The organism is Mesorhizobium sp. M1078 (assembly GCF_040318615.1).
Taxonomy (GTDB): domain Bacteria; phylum Pseudomonadota; class Alphaproteobacteria; order Rhizobiales; family Rhizobiaceae; genus Mesorhizobium.
In genome coordinates this window covers 113,402-134,208 of sequence record NZ_JAMYMP010000009.1, presented here as the reverse complement: position 1 = coordinate 134,208, position 20,807 = coordinate 113,402, and the positions used below count along the sequence as shown (strand labels likewise).

General features: G+C 63.8%; 15 protein-coding genes. 4 read left to right on the top strand and 11 right to left on the bottom strand.

Features of this window, described 5'->3' with window-relative positions:
- Positions 1-33 precede the first annotated feature (33 nt).
- The 8 genes from NKH38_RS14850 to NKH38_RS14815 all read right to left on the bottom strand — a co-directional run bounded on the left by NKH38_RS14850 (position 34) and on the right by NKH38_RS14815 (position 10,973).
- Positions 34-2,871 carry a molybdopterin-dependent oxidoreductase gene (locus NKH38_RS14850; protein WP_352904350.1) on the bottom strand — a complete coding sequence of 946 codons (2,838 nt, stop codon included), beginning with the start codon at positions 2,869-2,871 and terminating at the stop codon, positions 34-36.
- A 3-nt stretch (positions 2,872-2,874) separates the two neighbouring features.
- Entirely contained in the window at positions 2,875-3,204 is a 330-nt protein-coding gene (nirD, locus tag NKH38_RS14845) for a nitrite reductase small subunit NirD (RefSeq protein WP_023686954.1), read from the bottom strand.
- Between the two features lie 5 nt (positions 3,205-3,209).
- Positions 3,210-5,660, bottom strand: a complete 2,451-nt coding sequence (gene nirB, locus NKH38_RS14840) for a nitrite reductase large subunit NirB (RefSeq protein ID WP_352763059.1) — start codon at positions 5,658-5,660, stop codon at positions 3,210-3,212.
- Positions 5,661-5,664: 4 nt separating this feature from the next.
- On the bottom strand, positions 5,665-6,462 hold the full coding sequence (locus NKH38_RS14835; protein ID WP_023751804.1) for an ABC transporter ATP-binding protein: 798 nt from the start codon (positions 6,460-6,462) through the stop codon (positions 5,665-5,667).
- A gap of 10 nt (positions 6,463-6,472) precedes the next feature.
- Positions 6,473-7,363, bottom strand: coding sequence for a nitrate ABC transporter permease (gene ntrB, locus NKH38_RS14830; RefSeq protein ID WP_023682697.1), 891 nt, complete (start codon positions 7,361-7,363; stop codon positions 6,473-6,475).
- Between the two features lie 94 nt (positions 7,364-7,457).
- Entirely contained in the window at positions 7,458-8,786 is a 1,329-nt protein-coding gene (locus NKH38_RS14825) for a CmpA/NrtA family ABC transporter substrate-binding protein (RefSeq protein WP_502896633.1), read from the bottom strand.
- Between the two features lie 343 nt (positions 8,787-9,129).
- Positions 9,130-10,368, bottom strand: coding sequence for a CmpA/NrtA family ABC transporter substrate-binding protein (locus NKH38_RS14820; protein ID WP_352763164.1), 1,239 nt, complete (start codon positions 10,366-10,368; stop codon positions 9,130-9,132).
- A 2-nt stretch (positions 10,369-10,370) separates the two neighbouring features.
- Complete coding sequence (locus tag NKH38_RS14815; protein WP_023667842.1) at positions 10,371-10,973, bottom strand: ANTAR domain-containing response regulator; 603 nt, start codon at positions 10,971-10,973, stop codon at positions 10,371-10,373.
- Positions 10,974-11,255: 282 nt separating this feature from the next.
- Between NKH38_RS14815 and NKH38_RS14810 the strand changes: the two genes are divergently transcribed.
- On the top strand, positions 11,256-13,544 hold the full coding sequence (locus NKH38_RS14810; protein ID WP_352904348.1) for a mechanosensitive ion channel family protein: 2,289 nt from the start codon (positions 11,256-11,258) through the stop codon (positions 13,542-13,544).
- 177 nt (positions 13,545-13,721) lie between these two features.
- On the opposite strand, the gene NKH38_RS14805 is transcribed toward NKH38_RS14810, so the two are convergent.
- From NKH38_RS14805 to NKH38_RS14795, 3 genes are all read right to left on the bottom strand, one after another.
- Positions 13,722-15,209 (bottom strand): aldehyde dehydrogenase, encoded by a 1,488-nt coding sequence (locus NKH38_RS14805; protein ID WP_352762875.1) that lies wholly within the window; start codon positions 15,207-15,209, stop codon positions 13,722-13,724.
- The gene (locus NKH38_RS14800) at positions 15,206-16,399 is read right to left on the bottom strand and encodes a cytochrome P450 (protein ID WP_023738356.1); all 1,194 of its coding nucleotides are present in this window, start codon (positions 16,397-16,399) and stop codon (positions 15,206-15,208) included. Before NKH38_RS14800 ends, NKH38_RS14805 begins: the two co-directional genes overlap by 4 nt.
- A 63-nt stretch (positions 16,400-16,462) precedes the next feature.
- Positions 16,463-17,911, bottom strand: a complete 1,449-nt coding sequence (locus tag NKH38_RS14795; protein WP_023692262.1) for an APC family permease — start codon at positions 17,909-17,911, stop codon at positions 16,463-16,465.
- A gap of 166 nt (positions 17,912-18,077) precedes the next feature.
- Between NKH38_RS14795 and NKH38_RS14790 the strand changes: the two genes are divergently transcribed.
- Genes NKH38_RS14790 through NKH38_RS14780 form a run of 3 tightly spaced genes read left to right on the top strand, consistent with a single transcriptional unit; the run spans position 18,078 to position 20,790 of the window.
- Positions 18,078-18,848 (top strand): IclR family transcriptional regulator, encoded by a 771-nt coding sequence (locus tag NKH38_RS14790; RefSeq protein ID WP_023704732.1) that lies wholly within the window; start codon positions 18,078-18,080, stop codon positions 18,846-18,848.
- The gene (locus NKH38_RS14785; RefSeq protein ID WP_023686943.1) at positions 18,848-20,131 is read left to right on the top strand and encodes a Tm-1-like ATP-binding domain-containing protein; all 1,284 of its coding nucleotides are present in this window, start codon (positions 18,848-18,850) and stop codon (positions 20,129-20,131) included. Before NKH38_RS14790 ends, NKH38_RS14785 begins: the two co-directional genes overlap by 1 nt.
- Positions 20,128-20,790, top strand: a complete 663-nt coding sequence (locus NKH38_RS14780; RefSeq protein WP_023704730.1) for an HAD family hydrolase — start codon at positions 20,128-20,130, stop codon at positions 20,788-20,790. Before NKH38_RS14785 ends, NKH38_RS14780 begins: the two co-directional genes overlap by 4 nt.
- Positions 20,791-20,807: the final 17 nt, after the last annotated feature.

Here is a 20,807-nt window from a genome sequence, read left to right as displayed (position 1 = left end):
ATATCGTCAGATCCCCTCCCCATCCAGCCGCATCTACTCCGCAGCCTGAACCCGATTGGCCTGGATGACCGCCCGGATCTCGGACCGGCAGGAGCCGCAATTGGTGCCGGCCTTCAGGGCGCCGCCTATGGCTTCGACTGTCGCGCACCCGGCTGCCACTGCCGCCGCGATCTGGTTGACCCCGACGCTGAAACAGGAGCAGACGGTCGCGCCCGCATCGGGCCGATCGGCGCCGGCGCGACCGGCGACGATCCTGAAGCGTTCGCGCTGGCTGGTGTGAACCTCCTGGAGTTGCTGTGCCGCCCAACCCCGCGAAACCGCCACCGGTCCCGACGCGATAAACAAAGCCCCGGCGAGGTGCTGGTCGTCGAAGGCAGCAATACGATGCTGGCCGGTATCGCGGTCGTGATAAGCGAGCGTATCGGCTACGGGAACATCGAAAAGCGAACCAGCAAAACCAGCCCAGTCGATGTCGTCGTCAGCAAAGGCAAGCTCCACCCGCCAGCCGCCCTTGCATTTGGCCACGGCCCAGTAATCTGCTGCGACCGCCACCGGCTTGCGGCGCACCACGGCGAAGCCGAAGGCTCTCGCGGCGAACTTCTCGATGCGGGCGCCGACATGTTTCAGCGCAGGCTGACCGGAAACCGGATCGGTCAGAGGCGCGGTCAGCGTGTCGAGCCGGCCTTTTGCCGAAAACTGGTCAGTCCAGTGCATCGGCGCAAACACGCTGCCCTGGCGCTGGCGTGCCGTCACCAGCGCGCGCACCAGCACATCGCCGCGCGGGCTGGAGACGCGCACGATGTCGGCGTCGCCAATGCCGTGATGCGTGGCATCCGCCGGGTGGATCTCGACGAAGGGCTCGGCCATGTGCTGGGAGAGACGTGGGCTTTTCCCAGTGCGGGTCATCGTGTGCCAATGGTCGCGAACACGGCCGGTGTTGAGGATCAGCGGATAGTCCGGGCTGGTGCGTGTCTCGACGATGGGACGAATGGCGATGAAGCGGGCCTTGCGGTCGGGATTGTAGAAATTGCCGTTGGCGAAGAAGCGGGTGCTGGAAGGGTCAAGTCCCGCTTGAACACCCCCCTCTGTCCTGCCGGACATCTCCCCCGCAAGGGGGGAGATTGGCAGCTTTGACGCCGGCATATCTTCTGCATCGTTGGTAATTGGCGAAGGCCGAGGCGACGGCTGATCTCCCCCCTTGCGGGGGAGATGGCCGGCAGGCCAGAGGGGGGTGGCTGTGCTCGGCGCCGGCCATTGGAAAGGCTCAAGCGCTGCATAGGCCTCCTTATCAACACCAGCATAAGCGCCAACATCAAAATCCCGTGCGCCGTCATTCTCGAACCCGGACAGCGCGGCGTGTCCGGCGAAGATTTCCGCTGGCGACGAATAGGAAAACGCCTCGTCAAACCCCATCCGCTTGCCCACCTCGGCGACGATCAACCAATCCGGCCGCGCCTCACCGGGCACAGCAAGAAAGCTGCGCTGGCGCGAGATGCGGCGCTCTGAATTGGTCACGGTGCCGTCCTTCTCGCCCCATGCGGCGGCGGGCAGCCGCACATGGGCGTGGCGCACGGTGTCCGTGCTCGCCAGCACGTCCGACACCACGACGAACGGGCAAGCCTTGATCGCTGCCTCGACGGCATCGGCGTCCGGCATCGAATCGACCGGGTTGGTGGCCATGATCCACAATGCCTTGATGCGGCCGGCGGCGATCGCCTGAAACATCTCGACCGCCTTCAGACCGGGCTTTGGGGCGACGGCCGGCGCATTCCAGAAACGCTGCACGCGGTCACGGTGCTCGGGGTTTTCGATCTCCATATGGGCGGCCAGCATATTGGCCATGCCGCCGACCTCGCGGCCGCCCATGGCGTTGGGCTGGCCGGTCACTGAAAACGGTCCTGCCCCAGGTTTGCCGATGCGGCCGGTGGCGAGATGGCAGTTGATGATGGCGTTGACCTTGTCAGTGCCCGAAGACGACTGGTTCACGCCTTGGCTGTAGACCGTCACTGTCTTTGCGGTGGTGGCAAACAGGCTATAGAAGCGGGCAAGCTCCTCTTCGCTCAAGCCGGTGGCGGCGGCAACGCCGGCAAGATCGAGTTTCGAGGCAGCGAAGAGCGCTTGCCCGAAGCCGGTCGTGTGGGCGGTGATGTAAGCGCGGTCGAGTGCGTTGTGCTGGCCGAGCCAGGCGAGCAGACCAGTGAACAAAGCAACGTCGCCATCCGGCGCGATCGCCAGGTGAATGTCGGCGATATCAGCGGTCATGGTGCGGCGCGGGTCGACCAGCACGACCTTCATCTCCGGTCGTTTTTCCCGGGCCGCCGCGATGCGCTGGAAGAGCACGGGATGGCACCAGGCGAGATTGGAGCCGACCAGCACGATCAGGTCGGCGAGCTCGAGATCCTCGTAGGTGCCGGGCACGGTGTCGGAGCCGAAGGCGCGGCGGTGGCCGGCAACCGAGGAGGCCATACATAGCCGCGAATTGGTGTCGATGTTGGCCGAGCCGATGAAGCCCTTCATCAGCTTGTTGGCGACATAGTAGTCTTCGGTCAGCAACTGGCCGGAGACATAGAAGGCGACGGAGTCAGGACCGTGCTCGGCGATGGTTTGCGAAAAGGTCGAAGCGACGCGGTCGAGCGCCTCGTCCCAGCCGGCACGGCGACCGTGGATTTCGGGGTAGAGCAGCCTGCCGTCGAGGTCGATGGTTTCGGCCAGGGCCGAGCCCTTGGAGCAGAGCCGGCCTATGTTCGCTGGATGGGCGGGGGCGCCGCGCACGCTCACTTCACCGCCCGCGGCGACTTTCGCCAGCACGCCGCAACCCACCCCGCAATAGGGGCAGGTGGTCCTCACCTCGCGCGCTTCGCCCAGTTCCATGCTTCAGGCCGCGCGGCTGGCCAGCGCTTTCAGCGCAATGAACAGGAGCTCGCCCTCGATCCGCACAGGAATGGTGCGCACGGCGCCCTCGTCGGCGCCGAGCGCCTTGCCCGTCTCCAGCGAGATGACCCAATTGTGCAAGGGACAGGTGACGGCGGTGCCGTGGACGATGCCTTGGCTCAGCGGCCCACCTCTGTGCGGGCAATGATCGTCGATGGCGTAGACCTGATCGTCCTGCGTGCGGAAGACGGCGATCTTACCCTCGGGTGTGTCGACGCAGCGCGCGCCACGCCGCGGGATGTCGGAGAGTGAGCCGATCGATATCCAGTCCATCTTGATCACTCCGCAGCCTGCGCAAACCCGACAGAAGCCATTGGCCGGAACTCGTGCTTGTCCTTGCCGGAGACGCGTTCCGACCAGGGGTCGACCTGGGCGAATTTCTGGCTGAAGACGAAGCGCTCGTAATAGGCCTTGCGCTTTGCACCGTCGTCTATGATCTGGCGCTTGATCTCGGGGATGCCGATGCGCTTGGCCCATTTGTAGATGCGCTCGAGATAGCGGCCCTGCTCGCGATACATCTGCGTCAGCGCCACGATATGCTCCAGCGCCTCGTCCTCGGTCTTGACCAGGCCAAGCACTTCGGTGCCCTTGATGTCGAGGCCGGCGGCGCCGGCGAAATGGATCTCGTAGCCACTGTCGACACAGATCACGCCGACATCCTTGCAGGTCGCCTCGGCGCAGTTGCGCGGACAGCCCGACACCGCCATTTTGACCTTGGCCGGGGTCCACGAGCCCCACATGAATTTCTCGATGCGAATGCCGAGGCCGGTCGAATCCTGCGTGCCGAAGCGGCACCAGTCGGAGCCGACACAGGTCTTCACCGTGCGCAGGCCCTTGGCGTAAGCATGGCCTGAGACGAAGCCGGCCTGGCCGAGATCGGCCCACACCGCCGGCAGATCCTCCTTGCGGATGCCCAGCATGTCGATGCGCTGGCCGCCGGTGACCTTGACCATCGGTATCTCGAACTTGTCGACGACGTCGGCGATGGCGCGCAGTTCGGCGGCGTTGGTGACGCCGCCCCACATGCGCGGCACCACCGAATAGGTGCCGTCCTTCTGGATGTTGGCGTGGACGCGTTCGTTGATGAAGCGCGACTGATAGTCGTCGGCGTAATCGTTCGGCCAGTCGCAGACGAGGTAGTAGTTGAGCGCCGGCCGACATTTTGCGCAGCCGCAGGAGGTCGTCCATTCCAGCTCCTGCATGACGGCGGGAATGGTCTTCAGGCTCTTGGCGATGATCAGCCGGCGCACCTCGTCATGGCCGAGCGTGGTGCAGCCGCACATCGGTTGCACGGCGGCCGGGTTGTATTTGTCGCCGATGGTCAGCACCATCAGCTTCTCGACCAGCCCGGTGCACGAACCGCAGGAAGCCGATGCCTTGGTGTGGGCGCGCACGTCGTCGAGCGAAGCCAGGCCCTTGGCCGTGATCGCGCCGGTGATCTTGCCCTTGCAAACGCCGTTGCAGCCGCAGATTTCCGCATCATCCGGCAAGGCTGCAACGGCCGCCATAGGGTCCAGCGGGGCACCCCCCTGGTAGGACTGGCCGAAGATGAGCGTGTCGCGCATCTCCGATATGTCGGTCTGCTTCTTCTTGAGATCGTTGAACCAGGCCCCATCCGCCGTCTCGCCATAAAGCACGGTGCCGATGATGCGGTCGTCCTTGAGCACAAGGCGCTTGTAGACGCCGGCGGCGGCATCGCGCAGCACGATCTCCTGGCGGTCCTCGCCTTCGGCGAAGTCGCCAAGCGAGAACAGGTCGATGCCGGTGACCTTGAGCTTGGTCGGCGTGTCCATGTGGACGAAGGCCGCTGCCTCGTTGCCGGCCAACTGGTTCGCGGCAACGCGCGCCATCTCATAGAGCGGCGCGACCAGCCCGTAGACCTGGCCGTAGACCTCGGCGCATTCGCCGAGCGCGTAGATGTCGGGGTCGTTGCTGCGCATGCCGGCATCGACGACAATACCACGATTGACGGCTATGCCGGCCTCCCTGGCCAGCGCCGCATTCGGCCGGATGCCAACCGCCATCACCACCAGCGTTGCCGGGATAATAGTGCCGTCGGCAAGCTCCACCTGCCCGACCTTGCCGTTGCCGGTGATCGCCTGGGTGTTGGCCTTGGTGATGACCTTGATGCCGCGCTGTTCCACCGCGCGCTGCAGGAGATAGCCGGCGGCTGGATCGAGCTGACGCTCCATCAATGTCGGCATGACATGCAGCACGGTGACGTCCATGCCTTGGGCGTTCAAACCTGCTGCCGCCTCCAGCCCGAGCAGGCCGCCGCCGATGACCACGGCCTTGGCGCGCGACTGGGCGGCAAGCATCATGGCCTGAACATCGTCGAGGTCGCGATAGGTCAGCACCCCCGGCAGATCATGGCCGGGCACCGGAATGATAAAGGGCACCGATCCGGTGGCGATGACGAGCTTGTCGTAAGGCTCGGTGACGCCGTGATCGGAGGTGACTGTCTTGGCCGCCCGGTCGATGGCGACGATCTTGTGACCTTTGTAGAGGGTGATGTTGTTGGCGATGTACCAGCCGTCGCCGTGGATGATGATTTCCTCATAGGCCTTTTCGCCGGAGAGAACCGGCGACAGCATGATGCGGTCGTAGTTCACCCGCGGCTCGGCGTTGAAAATGGTCACGGTGTAGCGGCCCGGCGCCTGTTCGAGCAGATGCTCCAGCATGCGCCCGGGGGCCATGCCGTTGCCGATGATGACGAGTTTTTCGGTCATGGCGTTACTCCGCGGCTTCGACGAAGCGGTGGCGTTCATAGAGGAACTTCAGCACCGCTTCGCGGCAGCGCAGGAAGGTGCGGTCGGAAGAGAGTTCGACGCGTCGACGCGGCCGCAGCAGCGGCACCGCAAGCACCTCGCCGATTGTCGCCGCCGGACCGTTGGTCATCATGACGATGCGGTCGGACAACAGCACCGCCTCGTCGACATCGTGGGTGATCATGATCGTCGTCGAGCCGAGCCTGGAATGGATGTCCATAACCGCATCCTGCAGATGGGCGCGCGTCAGCGCGTCGAGTGCCCCGAACGGCTCGTCGAGCAAAAGGATCTTCGGCTCCATGGCAAGCGCCCGGGCAATGCCGACGCGCTGCTTCATGCCGCCCGATATTTCGGCCGGCCGCTTGTCCTTGGCATGGGCCATCTGCACGAGATCGAGATTGCGCATGATCCAGTCATGTCGCTCGGTCCTGCTCTTGGAACGGCCAAAGACTTTCGACACCGCCAGGCTGATGTTTTCGTAGACGGTGAGCCATGGCAGCAGGCTGTGGTTCTGGAACACCACGGCGCGCTCGGGTCCGGGGCTGTCGACCTCCTTGTTTTCAAGCAGCACGGCGCCGGCGGAAACCTTGGTCAGCCCGGCGATCAGATTGAGCAAGGTCGACTTGCCACAGCCGGAATGGCCGATGATGGAGACGAATTCGCCCTTGTCGATGGTCAGCCTGATGTCCTTGAGCACCTCGCTGACCTGACTGCCGCGGGCAAAGGATTTGTCGATATGGTCGAGCTTCAGATAGGCCGTCATCGCCCTCTCCTCACTTTGCCGTTGTGCCGCGGGTGACGAAAGCGCCGACCGCAGCGACCAGGCGGTCGAGGCAGAAGCCGGTGACGCCGATATAGGCGAGCGCGACGATGATGTCGGGCAGCCGCGACGAGTTCCAGGCGTCCCAGATGAAGAAGCCGATGCCGACGCCGCCGGTCAGCATTTCGGCGGCGACGATGGCGAGCCAGGACAGGCCGATGCCGATTCTGAGGCCGGTGAAGATGTAAGGTGCAGCTGCCGGAACCATGATCTTGACGAAAAATTCGAACTGGTTGAGCCGCAGGATGCGCGAGACGTTGCGGTAGTCTTCCGGAATGTTTCGCACGCCGACGGCGGTGTTGATGATGATCGGCCAGATCGAGGTGATGAAGATAACGAACAGCGCCGACGGGCTGGAATCGCGGAAAGCAGCCAGCGACAGCGGCAACCAGGCCAGCGGCGGCACGGTGCGCAGTATCTGGAACACCGGATCGAGGCCACGCATGGCCCAGATCGACTGGCCGACCAGGGCGCCGAGCGCGACGCCGACGATCGCCGCCAGGCCGAAGCCGATGGCGACGCGCTGCAGAGAGATCAGCACCCGCCACGCAAGGCCGATATCCTGCGGGCCGTTGTTGAAGAACGGATGCGCGATCAGGTCATAGGCCTCGTTCCACACCTGGCTGGGCGGCGGTAGGCTGGCGGTCGGCGACGAGCAGGCGATCTGCCACACGACCAGCATGAAGGCGATAACGATGACCGGCGGCACCAGGGCGGTGGCCAGCCTGCCGGCGATCGCGATCGGGTCGAAGCGGCGCCGCGCTTTGGCGGTGAAAGCGATGACCGCGGCAGGCTTCGCGGGGAACGCCTTCACCGTGGTTTCCTCAATGGCTTGGATGGACATGTCTGAGTATAACTCCGGGGTCGATGCGGGCGACAAGCGGCGAAGCGCCGTTGCGCCGGGGGCGACAAACGGCGCAACGCGCCGTTTGCGCCGGTCAAGCCGATGCCTTGATCTTCAGGCTGTCGAGATAGGCCGACGGGTTGGCCGGGTCGAAAATCTTGCCGTCGAAGAATGTCTCGACGCCACGCGACGACGAGGCCGGAATATCGGCTGCGGCAACGCCGAGATCCTTCGCCGCCTCGCGCCAGATATCCTCGCGATTGACCTGATCGACCAGCGTCTTGATGTCGGTGGTCGGCGCGAATTTTCCCCAACGGATGTTTTCGGCGAGGAACCAGCTGTCGTGGCTCTTGTAGGGATAGGAGACGCCACCCTTCCAGAATTTCATGTAGAGGTCAGTGCCGGTGGCCACGCGGCCATTGCCGTAGTTGATGTCGCCCTTGAGGCGGCCGATAATGTCGGCGACAGGCACGTTCATCCATTGCCGCTTGCCGATGATGGCGGCCATCTCGTCCTTGTTCTCCGTGGCCTCACACCATTGCTGGGCCTCCATGACGGCCATCACGATCGCCTTGGTGGCGTTCGGGTATTTGTCGATGAATTCGGCGCGGAGGCCGAGCGCCTTTTCGGGATGACCCTTCCACAGTTCGCCGGTGGTGGCGGCGGTGAAACCAACGCCCTGGTGGACGAGCTGTTCGTTCCACGGTTCGCCAACGCAGAACACGTCCATGTTGCCGACTTTCATGTTGGCGACCATCTGCGGCGGCGGCACGACAATGGTCGAGACGTCCTTGTCGGGATCGATGCCGCCGGCGGCCAGCCAGTAACGGAGCCACAAATCATGGGTGCCGCCCGGGAACGTCATGGCGGCCTTGATTTCCTTGCCTGCCGCCTTCTTGGCGGCGAAGGCGTCCTTCAGCTTGGAGGCGTCGAGGCCGACACCGGTGCCGGCGTATTCCTGCGCAACCGAAATGCCCTGGCAGTCGTAGTTGAGCCGCGCCACGATAGCCATCGGCATCGGCTGGTTGTTCTGCGTCACCTTGCCGGTGTGCATGAGATAGGGCAGCGGCGTCAGGATGTGAGCGCCGTCGATGCCGTTGGCTTCTCCGCCGAGCATCAGATTGTCGCGCGTCGCGCCCCAGGAGGCCTGCTTGAGCACCTCGACGTCGGGCATGCCGAACTTGGCGAACAGCCCCTTCTCCTTGGCGATCATCAGCGGCGCCGCGTCGGTCAGCGCGATGAAGCCGAGCTTGGCGCCGGTGACCTCCGGAGCGGTCGTGGCGGCATAGGCGCCCGAGGGGAAGAGCTTGCGGGCCGCCACGAACAGGCCGGCCGTCATGACGCTGCTGACAAGAAAATCGCGGCGCGTCACATCCTTGAGCGATGTTCCCGTCCCGATCCATTTCCCTATTTTTTCTTTCATCGTGATCTCCGGTTGAACGCGAGGGCTTCGTCGAGTGGCCAAAACAAAAAAGCCGCCGTCCAGGCCTCGCGCGTCCGTACATCCGGGATCGCGTCGTTGACCTGAGCGGCAGCTTTGCCTGTGGCGCCCGCCATTGGACGCCTGTTCCGTGACCCGCGAAGGGCCTGGCTAATTCAAAGCAGGAACCGTGCCAGTTCTGAGTGAAACGAAAAACCTAAATGAAATCAACATTACGTGCCAGACGCCGGCACGCGAGGCGACATCGCAAGCAGGTCAAAGATTGTTCATTAGAGCAATCGCACGCACATTTTTTGTGCAATGCACAAGAATGGCGCGAGAATGATCAGGCTTCCGCGCGAGCCGCTTTCTGGCGCGCTATGTAGCCGTCGATCTCGTCGGGGTCGAAGGTCTGACCGTCGAAGAAGCCGTCCGGCCCAAGCACCAAGCCTGCCCCGGTCGCACCGACAGCCGTGGCGACCTTAAGCGCGCCCTCGACCTTCGCATTGGCGCCGGGAAGTGCAACGCCAAGCGGCTTTAGCGCCGAGCGGTAGAGGTCGGGACGGTAGCAGTCACGGGCGATAGCAAGGTTTTCCGGCGTGTGCTCGACATGCCCCCAGCGCACCATCTGCGTATAGAACCACAGCGCATGGCTCTTCCACGGAAAGTTCGCCGCCTTGTCGAAGGGCAGGAAGAAGTCGTCGACATCCAGTTCGGCGCCGCCGCCCAGTTCAAGATGGCCGGTCAGGATCGGCATCTGGACAGCTGGTGGCAGGCCGAGGAAGCCAGCTTGAGCCATCACACCAGCCAGTTGGGCGTGGTTGCCCCGATCCTGGCACCAGCGCGCCGAATGATGCAGCGCGCGCAGCAATGCTGCCAGCGCGACCGGGTTCTCCTGCGACCAGGCCTTGCGCACGCCGATCACCTTCTCCGGACTGTTGCGCCACAGCAGCGCCTTGACGGTGACGATATGGCCGGTGCCGGCAGCGACCGAGGCGCTGTTCCAGGGCTCGCCGACGCAGTAGCCGTCGATCCGCCCAGCGGCCAGCGCATCGGCCATGAAGGGCGGCGGCACGATGACGATCTCGATCTCGCGCTCCGGATCGATGCCGCATCCGGCAAGCCAGTAGCGCAGTTCGTAATTATGCCCCGAATGCGGGTGCACCACGGCAAAGCGCAGCGGATCGCCGCCAGCCCCGGCGCGCTCGCGAATGAAGGCACGAAGGGCTGCGCCCGCGCGCGCGGGCTCGAGATCGGGTATGGCGCCGTGTGCCGCCATGCCTTCCCAGACGGCGTTGGAGATGGTGACGCAATTGCCGCCCAGCCCGAGCGAAAACGGCACGATGGTCTCGGAAGCAAGCGGCGTCAGCCCGAGATTGCAGGCGAGCGGCATCGGCCCCAGCATGTGCGCCAGGTGGAAATGGCCGATGGCGATGCGGTCGCGGATGTTGGCCCAGGAGGTCTCGCGGTGCAGTGTGAGATCGATGCCCTCGCGCGCGGCAAATCCAAGCTCACCCGCCGCAACCAGCACGGCACTGTCGAAGAGCGGCATGAAGCCGGCGGTGATCTGGTGCTCGGCGCTCATGCTCATTCGTCCTCCGACGGCCCGAGCAGCCCGGCGGCAGTCACCAGGCTCTGGGCAATGTCGCCGATCTTGCGGTTCTGGTTCATCGCCGTCTTGCGCAGCAGCGTGTAGGCGGCCTCTTCGGTCAGGCCGCGCGACTTCATCAGGATGCCCTTGGCACGGTCGATCACCTTGCGGCTCTCAAGCTCGCCTCGAACCTCTTCCAGCTCGCGCGCCATGCGCGAGAAAGCGTTGAAGCGGCTGACCGCCATGTCCAGAATCGGCTTGACGCGCTCTTGCCTGAGGCCGTCGACGACATAGGCCGAAACGCCGGCATCGACCGCCGCTTCGATCGATGCCTGGTCCGATCGGTCGACGAACATGGCGATCGGCCGCTTCACCGCACGCGACAGCTGGAACATGTTTTCCAGCATGTCGCGGTTCGGGTTTTCCAGGTCGATGACGATGACGTCCGGCTCGATCTCGGCGATCCGCCGCGCAATGCCGGTCACGTCGTGGATGACGGTGACCCGCTCATGGCCGGCCTCGCGCAAACCTGCCTCGATGATCGCGGCGCGGATACGGTTTTCGTCGATGACCAGGACGGCGAGTGAGCTGCGGACCATGCGTGCATTGTGGGCAAGGTCGCAAAATTGTGCAATGCGGCATGGTCACAGGCTCCCGCCGCGGAGCAACCGACGACCGACAATGACCCGGTCTAGGTGGTCGGGACAAGGAATGCAGCGCAACGCTGGCACTGGTGATGACAGCCTTGCCGGTCGCCTGGTGCCCTACCCAACGGTCTAGGTGCGATGAGACTTGCACCGCAACATCGGCTTGTTAAAGGTGGGGGCAACGACGGACATAGCTGTCCTTGCTCGCCGATCTGACCGGAAGGTTACCGCACGATGCTGCTCATGAAACGACGATTGGGGGCCAGGGAGCCGGCGCGCCCGGCACGGCGTCCCGGGAACCTGACGGCGATGTTCGTCCTGATAGCCGGGCCGCTCGTCCTTGGCATCGCCCTCCTGTTGGCTGGTCCGGCACAGGCCCAGGCACCGGCCGCCGTCACGCCCGACAAGGTCAAACAGCTGTTCGAGCTTCTCGACGATCCGTCGGTGAAGGCCTGGGTGGCCGAGCAACGAAATCAGGGCGCAGGATCGACGGAAGCGCCTGCCGAGACTAGCGCTCCGCCGGCCGACGCCGTGGCCGCACCGGGCCAGATGAATACTATGGCATCCTCGACGCTCGATCGGATCAAGCATCACATCGAAAAGATCGTGCGAACCTTGCCTTCGCTGCCGGACCAGTTCGCGCGCGTCCGGGCCAATACCATGGACGATATGTCCAGCAAGGGCCCCGTCAGCATATTGGTGCTGATTGCGATCTTTATCGCTGCCGGCCTGGCGCTCACCTGGGCAATATACAAGCTCACCCGTCCATTTCGTCTTTGGATCATCGCGCAACCCAGAGATACGCCCATCGGGCGGGCCAAGAAGATCGGCGGCCGCACGCTTTATTCCAGCATGATGATCGGCTCGTTCGCGCTGGGCAGCGCCGGTGCGTTCATGCTGTTCGACTGGCCAGCGCTCATCCGCGAGATTGTGCTGACAGTTCTGATGGCTGCGGTCCTTACGTGGGCTGTGCGCCTATACGTGATGGCCACACTCGTCCCTTCTTTCATGGAGGTCGAGCACGCCATCGAGGTTCGTGCCCTGCCGATCACCGACGGAGCTGCTGACCATTGGGCTTATTGGCTGCCCCGGATCGTCGGCGTTTTCGCCTTCTTCGCCGCCGCGTTTGTCCTCTTGCCGGGTCTCGGCATAGACCAGGACGGAATGATGGTCCTGTCCGTCGGCGCCGATTTCATATTGCTGTTGCTCTTCCTGCTGGCCATTTGGCGTCGGCCAAGAACGCAGCGAGACGGCGCGCGCCACAGCGGTCACACGGCAGTGACATGGTTGTTGACGGCTTATTTCGTCGTTCTGTTCCTCGAACGCATTGCCGGCCTCTACACATTCTTCTGGTTTACCTTCACCGCATTCTTCCTGCCTTTGGCAATTGTGCTGACAGAGCGCGGGGTTAATTTCGTCCTGCGGCCCGGTTCGGAAGATGCGGGCCGGCCGACGATCCCGGCGGTGACGATCGCTGTCATCGATCGCGGTATCCGGATGATTTTCATCCTCGCGGCGGCTTACCTTCTCGCACGCGTACTGGGCCTGGACATGCAATCCATGCGCGGCAGCGATACGACCACCATGCTCATATTGCGCGGCTTGATCAACGTCGTGGTCATTGCCCTTGCTGCCGATTTCGGCTGGTCGATCATCAAAGCCTTGATCGAACGAAAGCTGGGCGTCGCGATACCGCAAGCCGTGATGGGCGAGGAGGACATCCTCACCCTCGATCCGCATCAGGCGCGGCTGCACACGCTGTTGCCGATCATTCAGAACATTCTGCTCGCGGTGATCATCGTGATGGCGGTGCTGATGATGCTCGCTTCGATCGGAATCCAGATCGGCCCGCTGATCGCCGGCGCCGGCGTCGTCGGCGTCGCCGTGGGTTTTGGCGCGCAAACCATCGTCAAGGACGTGATCTCTGGCGTGTTTTATCTGCTCGACGATGCTTTCCGTGTCGGCGAATACATTTCATCGGGCAGCTACAGGGGTACGGTGGAGAGCTTTTCGCTGCGCTCGGTGAAGCTGCGCCACCATCGTGGTCCGCTGTTCACGATACCTTTCGGTGAACTCGGCGCCGTGCAGAACCAGAGCCGTGACTGGGTCACCGACAAATTCAACATCACCGTTGGCTATGACACCGATATCGACTTTGCTCGCAAACTGATCAAGCGAATTGGCCTGGAACTGGCCGAAGATCCGGAGTTCAAACACTGGGTGATCGAACCGATCAAGATGCAGGGCGTGCAGGAGTTCGGCGAGTACGGCATCGTCTTGAGGGTCAAGGTTACGACCAGACCTGGAGGCGCCTTCAGCATGAAAGGCAGGTTCTTTTTGCGCCTCCGCCAGGCCTTCAAGGAGCAGGGCATCGAACTCCCATTCCCGACCGTCCACGTCCAGGGGCTGCAAGACCCGCATGGGACAGAGAATGCGCCTTTGGAGATCACACCCGAATTACGAATGGCCGTCGCCCAGTCGCACACCAATCGGCGCAGAAAAAAAGCGAGCACAACGGAGTAGGACGCCGTGATACCGGCCGGCCGCAACACGGCTTTCCGCGCAAAACCAGGACCCACGACACCACGCTAGTCGGAACTGCCGATAGCGGTGACGCGATCGCCGCCAACCAGCACCAGCGTGGCGTTTCTGAGGCCAAGCTTGACGAAAAGAGCAGATACGCTGGCCTTTCCGCAAGGCTCAGAGCGCAATCCAGGCGGTCTTGAGGTCGACAAATTTCTCCAGCGCATGCAGCGACTTGTCACGGCCGAAACCGGACTGTTTGACGCCGCCAAGCGGGACGGTGATATCGGCTCCGCCATAGGTGTTGACGTGGACGACACCGGCGTTGATGGCGCGCACCATGCGATGGGCCGTGGAAAGATTGGCGGTCCACACCGCCGAGGCAAGTCCGTAGACAGTGGAGTTGGCGAGATGCACCGCCTCCTCCTCGGTCCCGAAGCGCATCACGCCGAGCACCGGTCCGAACACCTCCTCGCGCGCCAACTGCATCTGTTGCGTCACGTTCTCGAAGATCGTCGGCGCCATGTAGCTGCCGCCAGTCTCGGTCAGTATCCGTTCGCCACCGGCGACGAGACGGGCGCCTTCGGCTTGCGCCATGGCGACGAAGCCGAGATTCTTGTCCAGCTGTTCGGCGCTCGATACCGCACCGATATCGCTGGCGAGATCGAGCGGGTCGCCGACCTTGAGCCGCGTGGTTGCCGAGACAAGTTCGTCCATGAAAAGATCATAGACCGACGACTGGACGAGCAGACGCGAGCCCGCCACGCAGACCTGGCCTGAATTGCGAAAGATGCCGTTGGCCGAGACGACCGCCGCCTGCTTCAGGTCCGGAGCGTCGGCAAAGACGATGTTGGGCGACTTGCCGCCAAGCTCGAGGAAGACCCGCTTCAAATTGGAACGGGCGGAGTATTCGAGCAGCCGCCGGCCGACCGGCCCCGATCCGGTAAAGGCGATGGCGTCGACATCCATGTGGAGGCCAAGCGCTTCGCCGGCGACAGCACCATGCCCGGTAACGACGTTGAACACGCCTTCGGGAAGTCCAGCCTCGCTTGCGAGTTCGGCCAGCCGCAGCAAGGTCAGCGAGGCGATCTCCGGCGGCTTGACGACGACGCTGTTGCCGGTGGCCAGTGCGGGCGCAATCTTCCAGGCGCCGATCATCAGCGGGAAGTTCCACGGCACGATGACGCCGACGACACCGAGTGGCTCCCTGTGGATCAGCCCGAGCACATTGTCGGCCGTCGGCGCGATCTCGCCATAGACCTTGTCGATCGCCTCGGCGTAGTAGCGGATGGTGCCGGCCGCCGACAGCGGCTCGGCCTTGTAGGCCATGCCGATCTCGGTGCCGTTGTCGCGCACGCCAAGCACGGCCAGCTCATCGACATGTTTTTCGATCAGCTCGGCAAATTTCGTCAGCACCTTCTTGCGAAAGGCAGGGGCGGCGCGTGACCATAAACCCTTCTCGAATGCGTTTCGCGCCGATCGGACCGCGCGATCGATGTCGGCGGCATTGCCGTCGGCGATGCTGGCAAAAGCGCGGCCGTCGATCGGCGAAATCACCGCCAGCGTCGCGCCGCTCGTCGCTGCGGCCTGTACGCCATCGATAAACAAGCCCCGCTCGCCGATCTCCGTCTTGCGCAGCGCGTCGATGGCATTCTGGCTGATCATTGGTGGCGGACTCCCAGGGAAACATACAACGTGGTTGGCGCGCGGAATTCCCAGCCGCGAAACACCGGCACCTTGCCCGGCACCAGACTGAGATCGGGGAAGCGCAGGAGCAGCAGCCTTAATGCAAGGCACATCTGCTCGCGCGCGAAAAACCGGCCCGAACAGAAATGATGACCAAAGCCGAAGGCGGCATGATTGCCTTCCCTGCGGTTGATGTCGAAGCGGTCTGGATCGGCAAAGCGGCTCTCGTCGCGGCTTGCCGAGGAGACAAGTGCAGCGACCGCGGCGCCGGCAGGGATCGTTACGCCGCCAAGCTCGACCGCCCGCGTCGTCTGCCGCGTCTGGGTGCCGATCGGCGCCACCCAGCGCAAGCCTTCATCGACAGCCCTGGGCACAAACGTCTCGGGATCGGCGAGCACCTGCCGCAATTGTTCGGGATGCGCAAGCAGGCCGGCGAGGATCGAACCGGCACCATGTCCGGGCTCCTGCATGCCGCCAAGCAGGATGACCTTGATGCTTGGCATCAAGAAATCGATCGGCCGCGTCGTGCCTTCCGGCATGCCGTCATGCAGCATATGCGACAGCGCCGAGCCGTCGGGGGCGCGCGCCAGTCTATCCAGAGTCGGCCGGATGGCTGCGCCGACCTCGGCGCTGATCGCGTCGGCGATCTCTTGCCGCTTCGGGTCGTTCTCGAAATTGATGGCGCCCTGCGCAAGGCCATAGAACCAGCGGCGCAGCGTCGGCATGTCGATGTCGGCAAGGCCAAGCGAGCGCGCCAGGCTGAGCGTCGACACCGGCTCGAAATAATCCGCCATCAGCTCGGCGGAGCCTTGTTCGGCGATCCGGTCTAGAAAAGGTTCGGCAATCGACCGTACGAGATCGCCGGCATAGGCGGCGACGGTGCGCGGCCGGTATTTCGGATCGACGCCTTGGCGCAGCTGTCTATGCGTTTCGCCGTCGGTGGTCAGGATGGTCGGCTTGCCGAACGAGCGTTCGACCGGAGACGTACCGACGACGGCGGAGAAGATGTCGGGTGACTTTGCGACGGTCTCGACGTCCTTCCAGCGGGTGACGAACCAGAGATTGACCGCCGGCACGAAAGCGACAGGCGCACTGCGCCGCAGTTCCGCATAGATCGGATACGGATCGGCTTCCAGCGCCTCAACGGTGATGCTCTCGGCAAAGCTCAACGCCGTTACTCCCTTGCGATGGAAAGGGGCGGCGCCGAACGCGCTACCCCCTTGTCCTTTGTCCTAGTCCTTCAGCGGCACGCCGAGATTTTCGAAGGCAACCGGATCCCGGCTCTTCAACGCACCGGCAAGCAGCAGGCCGACCACCGCGGCAATCAGCACCAGCCCCGGCAGCAACACGCCAAGGAAGCCACCGGCCCCGGACAGGCCACCGAAATTAATGACGATCAGGTAGATGATGACGACGAAAGCGATGAAGGCCAGCCCAGGCAGGATGGTGGTCTTCAGCGCATTCTCCTGCGTCGACGGGTTGGCGCGGAAGTACATCACCACGGCGAGCGAGGCCACCGCCATCATGACGATGACTCCCAGCGTCGCGACATTGGTCAGCCAGGAAAACAGCGCCAGAACCGGATCGAGGCCGAGTATCGCGAACAGTCCGATGACGATCGCTGCCAACACGCTCTGGATGACGGAAGCGACATGCGGGCTCTGGTGCACTGAATGCGTCACGCCGATCGCTTCAGGCAACAGCTTCTCGCGGCCCGAGACGTAGATGTAGCGGGCAACCGCGTTGTGGAACGCCAGCACGCCGGCAAACAGGCTCGACACGAACAGGATGCCCATGGCGTGCGACAGCATGGTTCCGGCGTAGCGGTCGGACAGGCCGAACAGGAAAGTCGTCGGATCCTGAAGCGCCTGCAGTGCCGGCAACAATTTGTCGACGCCGGCGCCGACCGCCATCAGCCAGGCCGTGACCATGTAGAAGACGCCGATCAGCAGCACGGAGAAATAGGTGGCGCGCGGAATGGTCACCTTGGGGTCGCGGGCTTCCTCGGCGTAGATCGTCGTCGCCTCGAAACCGATGAAGGCGGCGAAACAGAACAGGATGGCGATGGCGGGCGAGCCGCTGACGATCTGGCTCCAGCTGAACGGCGCCGCCGAGAGGCCGCTGTCGCCACCGGTCTTGAGGATGGCGAGGTCTAACACCAGCACCACGATGTATTCGCACAGCACCAGCACCGTCAGGATCTTGGCCGAGAGGTCGACCTGGCGGTAGCCCAACACCGCGACGATGGCGACGGCGATGAAGCTCCACACCCACCAGGGCAGGTCGATGCCCCAGCCGGCGAACAGGCCGGCGGTCGCGGCCCCCAGCAGGCCCATGACCCCGATCTGCATGGCGTTGTAGGACAGGATCGCGATGATTGCGGTTGCGCCGCCGGCAAAACCGCCCAGCCCGCGCGCGGCATAGGCATAGAAGGCGCCGGCATTGCCGACATGGCGCGACATGGCGACGTAGCCGACCGCAAACAGCAGCAGCAACACGGTCACGATAAGATAGGTGCCGGCAAAGCCCGCCCCATTGCCCATAAGCATGCCGAGCGGCGTGCCGCCGGCGACCGCGGTGAGCGGCGCCGCCGCCGAAATCACCATGAAGGTGATAGCGCCGACGCCAAGACTGTTCTTGCGCAGCCTGTTGGCGGGCGCCTGTTCCGAAACTGCTGACATTTGTCCCTCCAGTTTTACGAACCCGTGGGTTCGCGGCCGCTCGGCCTGTTCCCTGAATTCCATCGGTTCATTATTTGAACCCTTATTTTGAATATAGACTTGCAAAGAATGCCGATGCCTGTCAAGTTAATTCACACATTAAGTTTCTATCCGAGCGGGAGGCTGGATGGGTACGGTCGGCAAGGCGATTTCACTTCTGGAGCTGTTCACGGTGGACGAACCCGAGTTCGGACTTTCCGATCTCGCGCGGCGGTGTGCGTTCGACAAGGCGACGACGCGGCGGCTGCTGGTGGCGCTTGGCGGCCATGGTTTCGTCGAGCAGGATGCCGGCACGCGGCACTATCGCCTCGGCGCCGGCCTGTCGCGGCTGGCGCGTATCCGCGAAGCCTGCTTCCCGTTCCTGCAAACGGCAATTCCCGTGGCGCAGGATTTGGCGGGTTCGACAACCGAGACGGTGCATCTGTCGGAATTCGGCGTCGACAGGCTGATCACCGTTTATGTCGAGCATTCAAGCTGGGCAAACCGGGTGAACATCGATGTCGGCCAGCTTCTGCCGCTGCATTCCACCGCCTCCGGCATCGCCTATCTCGCCTTCGCCGACAACGCGACCGTGAAAGCATGCCTGACAGGTTCGCTTGAGGCCTTCACCGATCATACCCTCGTCGAGCCGGCCGCCATTTCAAAGTCGATCGGCGAGGCGCGCGACCGCGGCTATTCGATCTGCGACCAGGGCCATGAGGACGGCGTGATCGGCGTCGCGGCTGCAATCCGCGCCGCCGATGGTCTTGCGCTGGGGACAATTGCGGTGGCAGCCCCGAAGGCCAGGACGACACCGGCTACGATCGTGGAACGAGGGCTTGCGGTTGTGACCGCGGCACGGGAGATTTCGATGCGCCTCAATGGCGAAAACCTGCAAACCCTGAGGAGGCAGGCCTAATGTCTGCAGATATGGCGACGCCCCGCATCCTGGTCATCGGCACGGGCGACACCAAGACCGACGAACTGCTGTTCATGAAAGCGTGTATCGAGGCATCCGGTGGCCGCGCCGTGATGATGGATGTCAGCGTGCTGGGCGCCCCCGCCTATAGTCCCGATCACGACAAGCATGCCGTTGCGCGGGCCGCTGGCGTGACGATGGCCGAAATCGTCTCGAGCGGCGACGAAAACACCGCCATGACATTGATGGCCGTCGGCGCCGTTCAGCTGGTGCGCCAGCTTCACCAGCGCGGCGAGATCGACGCCTTCATCGCCATCGGTGGTTCGATGGGAACCGATTTGGCGCTCGATGTCGCGCTGTGCCTGCCGCTCGGCGTGCCGAAATTCGTCGTCTCGACCATCGCCTACTCGCATCTCATTCCGCCCGAGCGCGTCGCGCCCGACCTGATGATGATCCTGTGGGCAGGCGGGCTCTACGGCCTCAACACCATCTGCAAGCTGGTCCTTTCCCAGGCCTGCGGCGCGGTGGTCGGTGCGGCGAGGATCGTGCTTGCATCCCGTGCTTCGGCCCCGGCGGTCGGACCGACCATCGGCATGACTTCGCTGGGCAGCAGTTGCCTGCGCTATATGAAGACGCTGAAGCCGGCGTTGGAGCAGCGCGGCTATGACGTCGCAGTCTTTCACACCACCGGGATGGGGGGCCGGGCCTTCGAATCGATCGCCAGCCAGGACCATTTCTGCGCGGTGTTCGACTTCAGCCTGCAGGAGATCACCAATCATCTTGCCGGTTCGGTCGTCAGCTCCGGCGCCGACCGGCTCGAGAATGCCGGCGCCCGCGGCATTCCGCAGATCGCAGCCCCTGGCGCCGTAGACATGGTCGATTTGCCGACCTGGCAGGCGCTGCCGACAAAGTTCGCGCAGCGGCCATTCCATGCTCATAACAGGTTGATCGGCTCGATCACCGTCGATGCCGCCGACCGCCGTGAAGTCGCCAGGACCATCGCCGCCAAGCTCGGTGCGTCGAAGGGGCGCTCCGCTTTCATCCTGCCCTCCGGCGGCATCCAGGAATGGGATGCGCAGGGCGAGCCGCTGTACGAACCCGAAGCCCTCGCGGCGTTCACCGATGAGATGCGCAAGGCCATTCCCGCCGGCGTCGAGTTCCACGAGATCGACGCCCACATCAACAGCGACGAGTTCGTCGGCAAGGCGCTCGAAATCTTCGACCGCTGGGTCGAGGAAGGCATCATCCCGCGCGGCATGCCGGCCAAGGGAGTGGCTGCGTGAGCGCTGTTCCTGCCCAGGCGCTCGTCCTCGATTTCGGCGGCGTCGTCACCCGGACCCTTTTCGAGACCCATGCCTTGACCGAACAGGCGCTCGGCCTCGCGCCGGGAACGCTGCAATGGCACGGGCCGTTCGACCCGGATTCAGATCCGCTGTGGCGCTCCATGCAGGCCAACGACATCAGCGAGCGCGATTATTGGCGCACCCGCACCAGCGAAGTCGGCCGGCTCGTCGGCGAGGACTGGGAGGCAATGGAGACATTCGTCCAGCGCGCACGCGGAGCCGAGCCGGAAAAGATCGTGCGGCCCGAAGCCGTCCGCGCCATCCGGACCGTGCATGCGGCGGGATTTCGCCTGGCGATCCTGTCCAACGAGCTAGATCTGTTCTATGGCGCCGGCTTCCGTCAGCGGCTGCCGCTGCTCGAGCTGTTCGACACCATCGTCGACGCCACCTATACCCGCATCCTCAAGCCCGATCCGCGCGCCTATGCCTTGGTGACCGAGGCGCTTGGCCTGCCTGCCCGCGCCTGTGTGTTCGTTGACGACCAGCAGCGCAATGTCGATGGCGGCCGTGCCGTCGGCATGCGCACCGTTCATTTCGACGTCGCGCGGCCGGCACTTTCCTATGCCGAGGCCCTCGGCCATTTCGACCTCATCTCCTGAGACATTTGCGGAGCCTT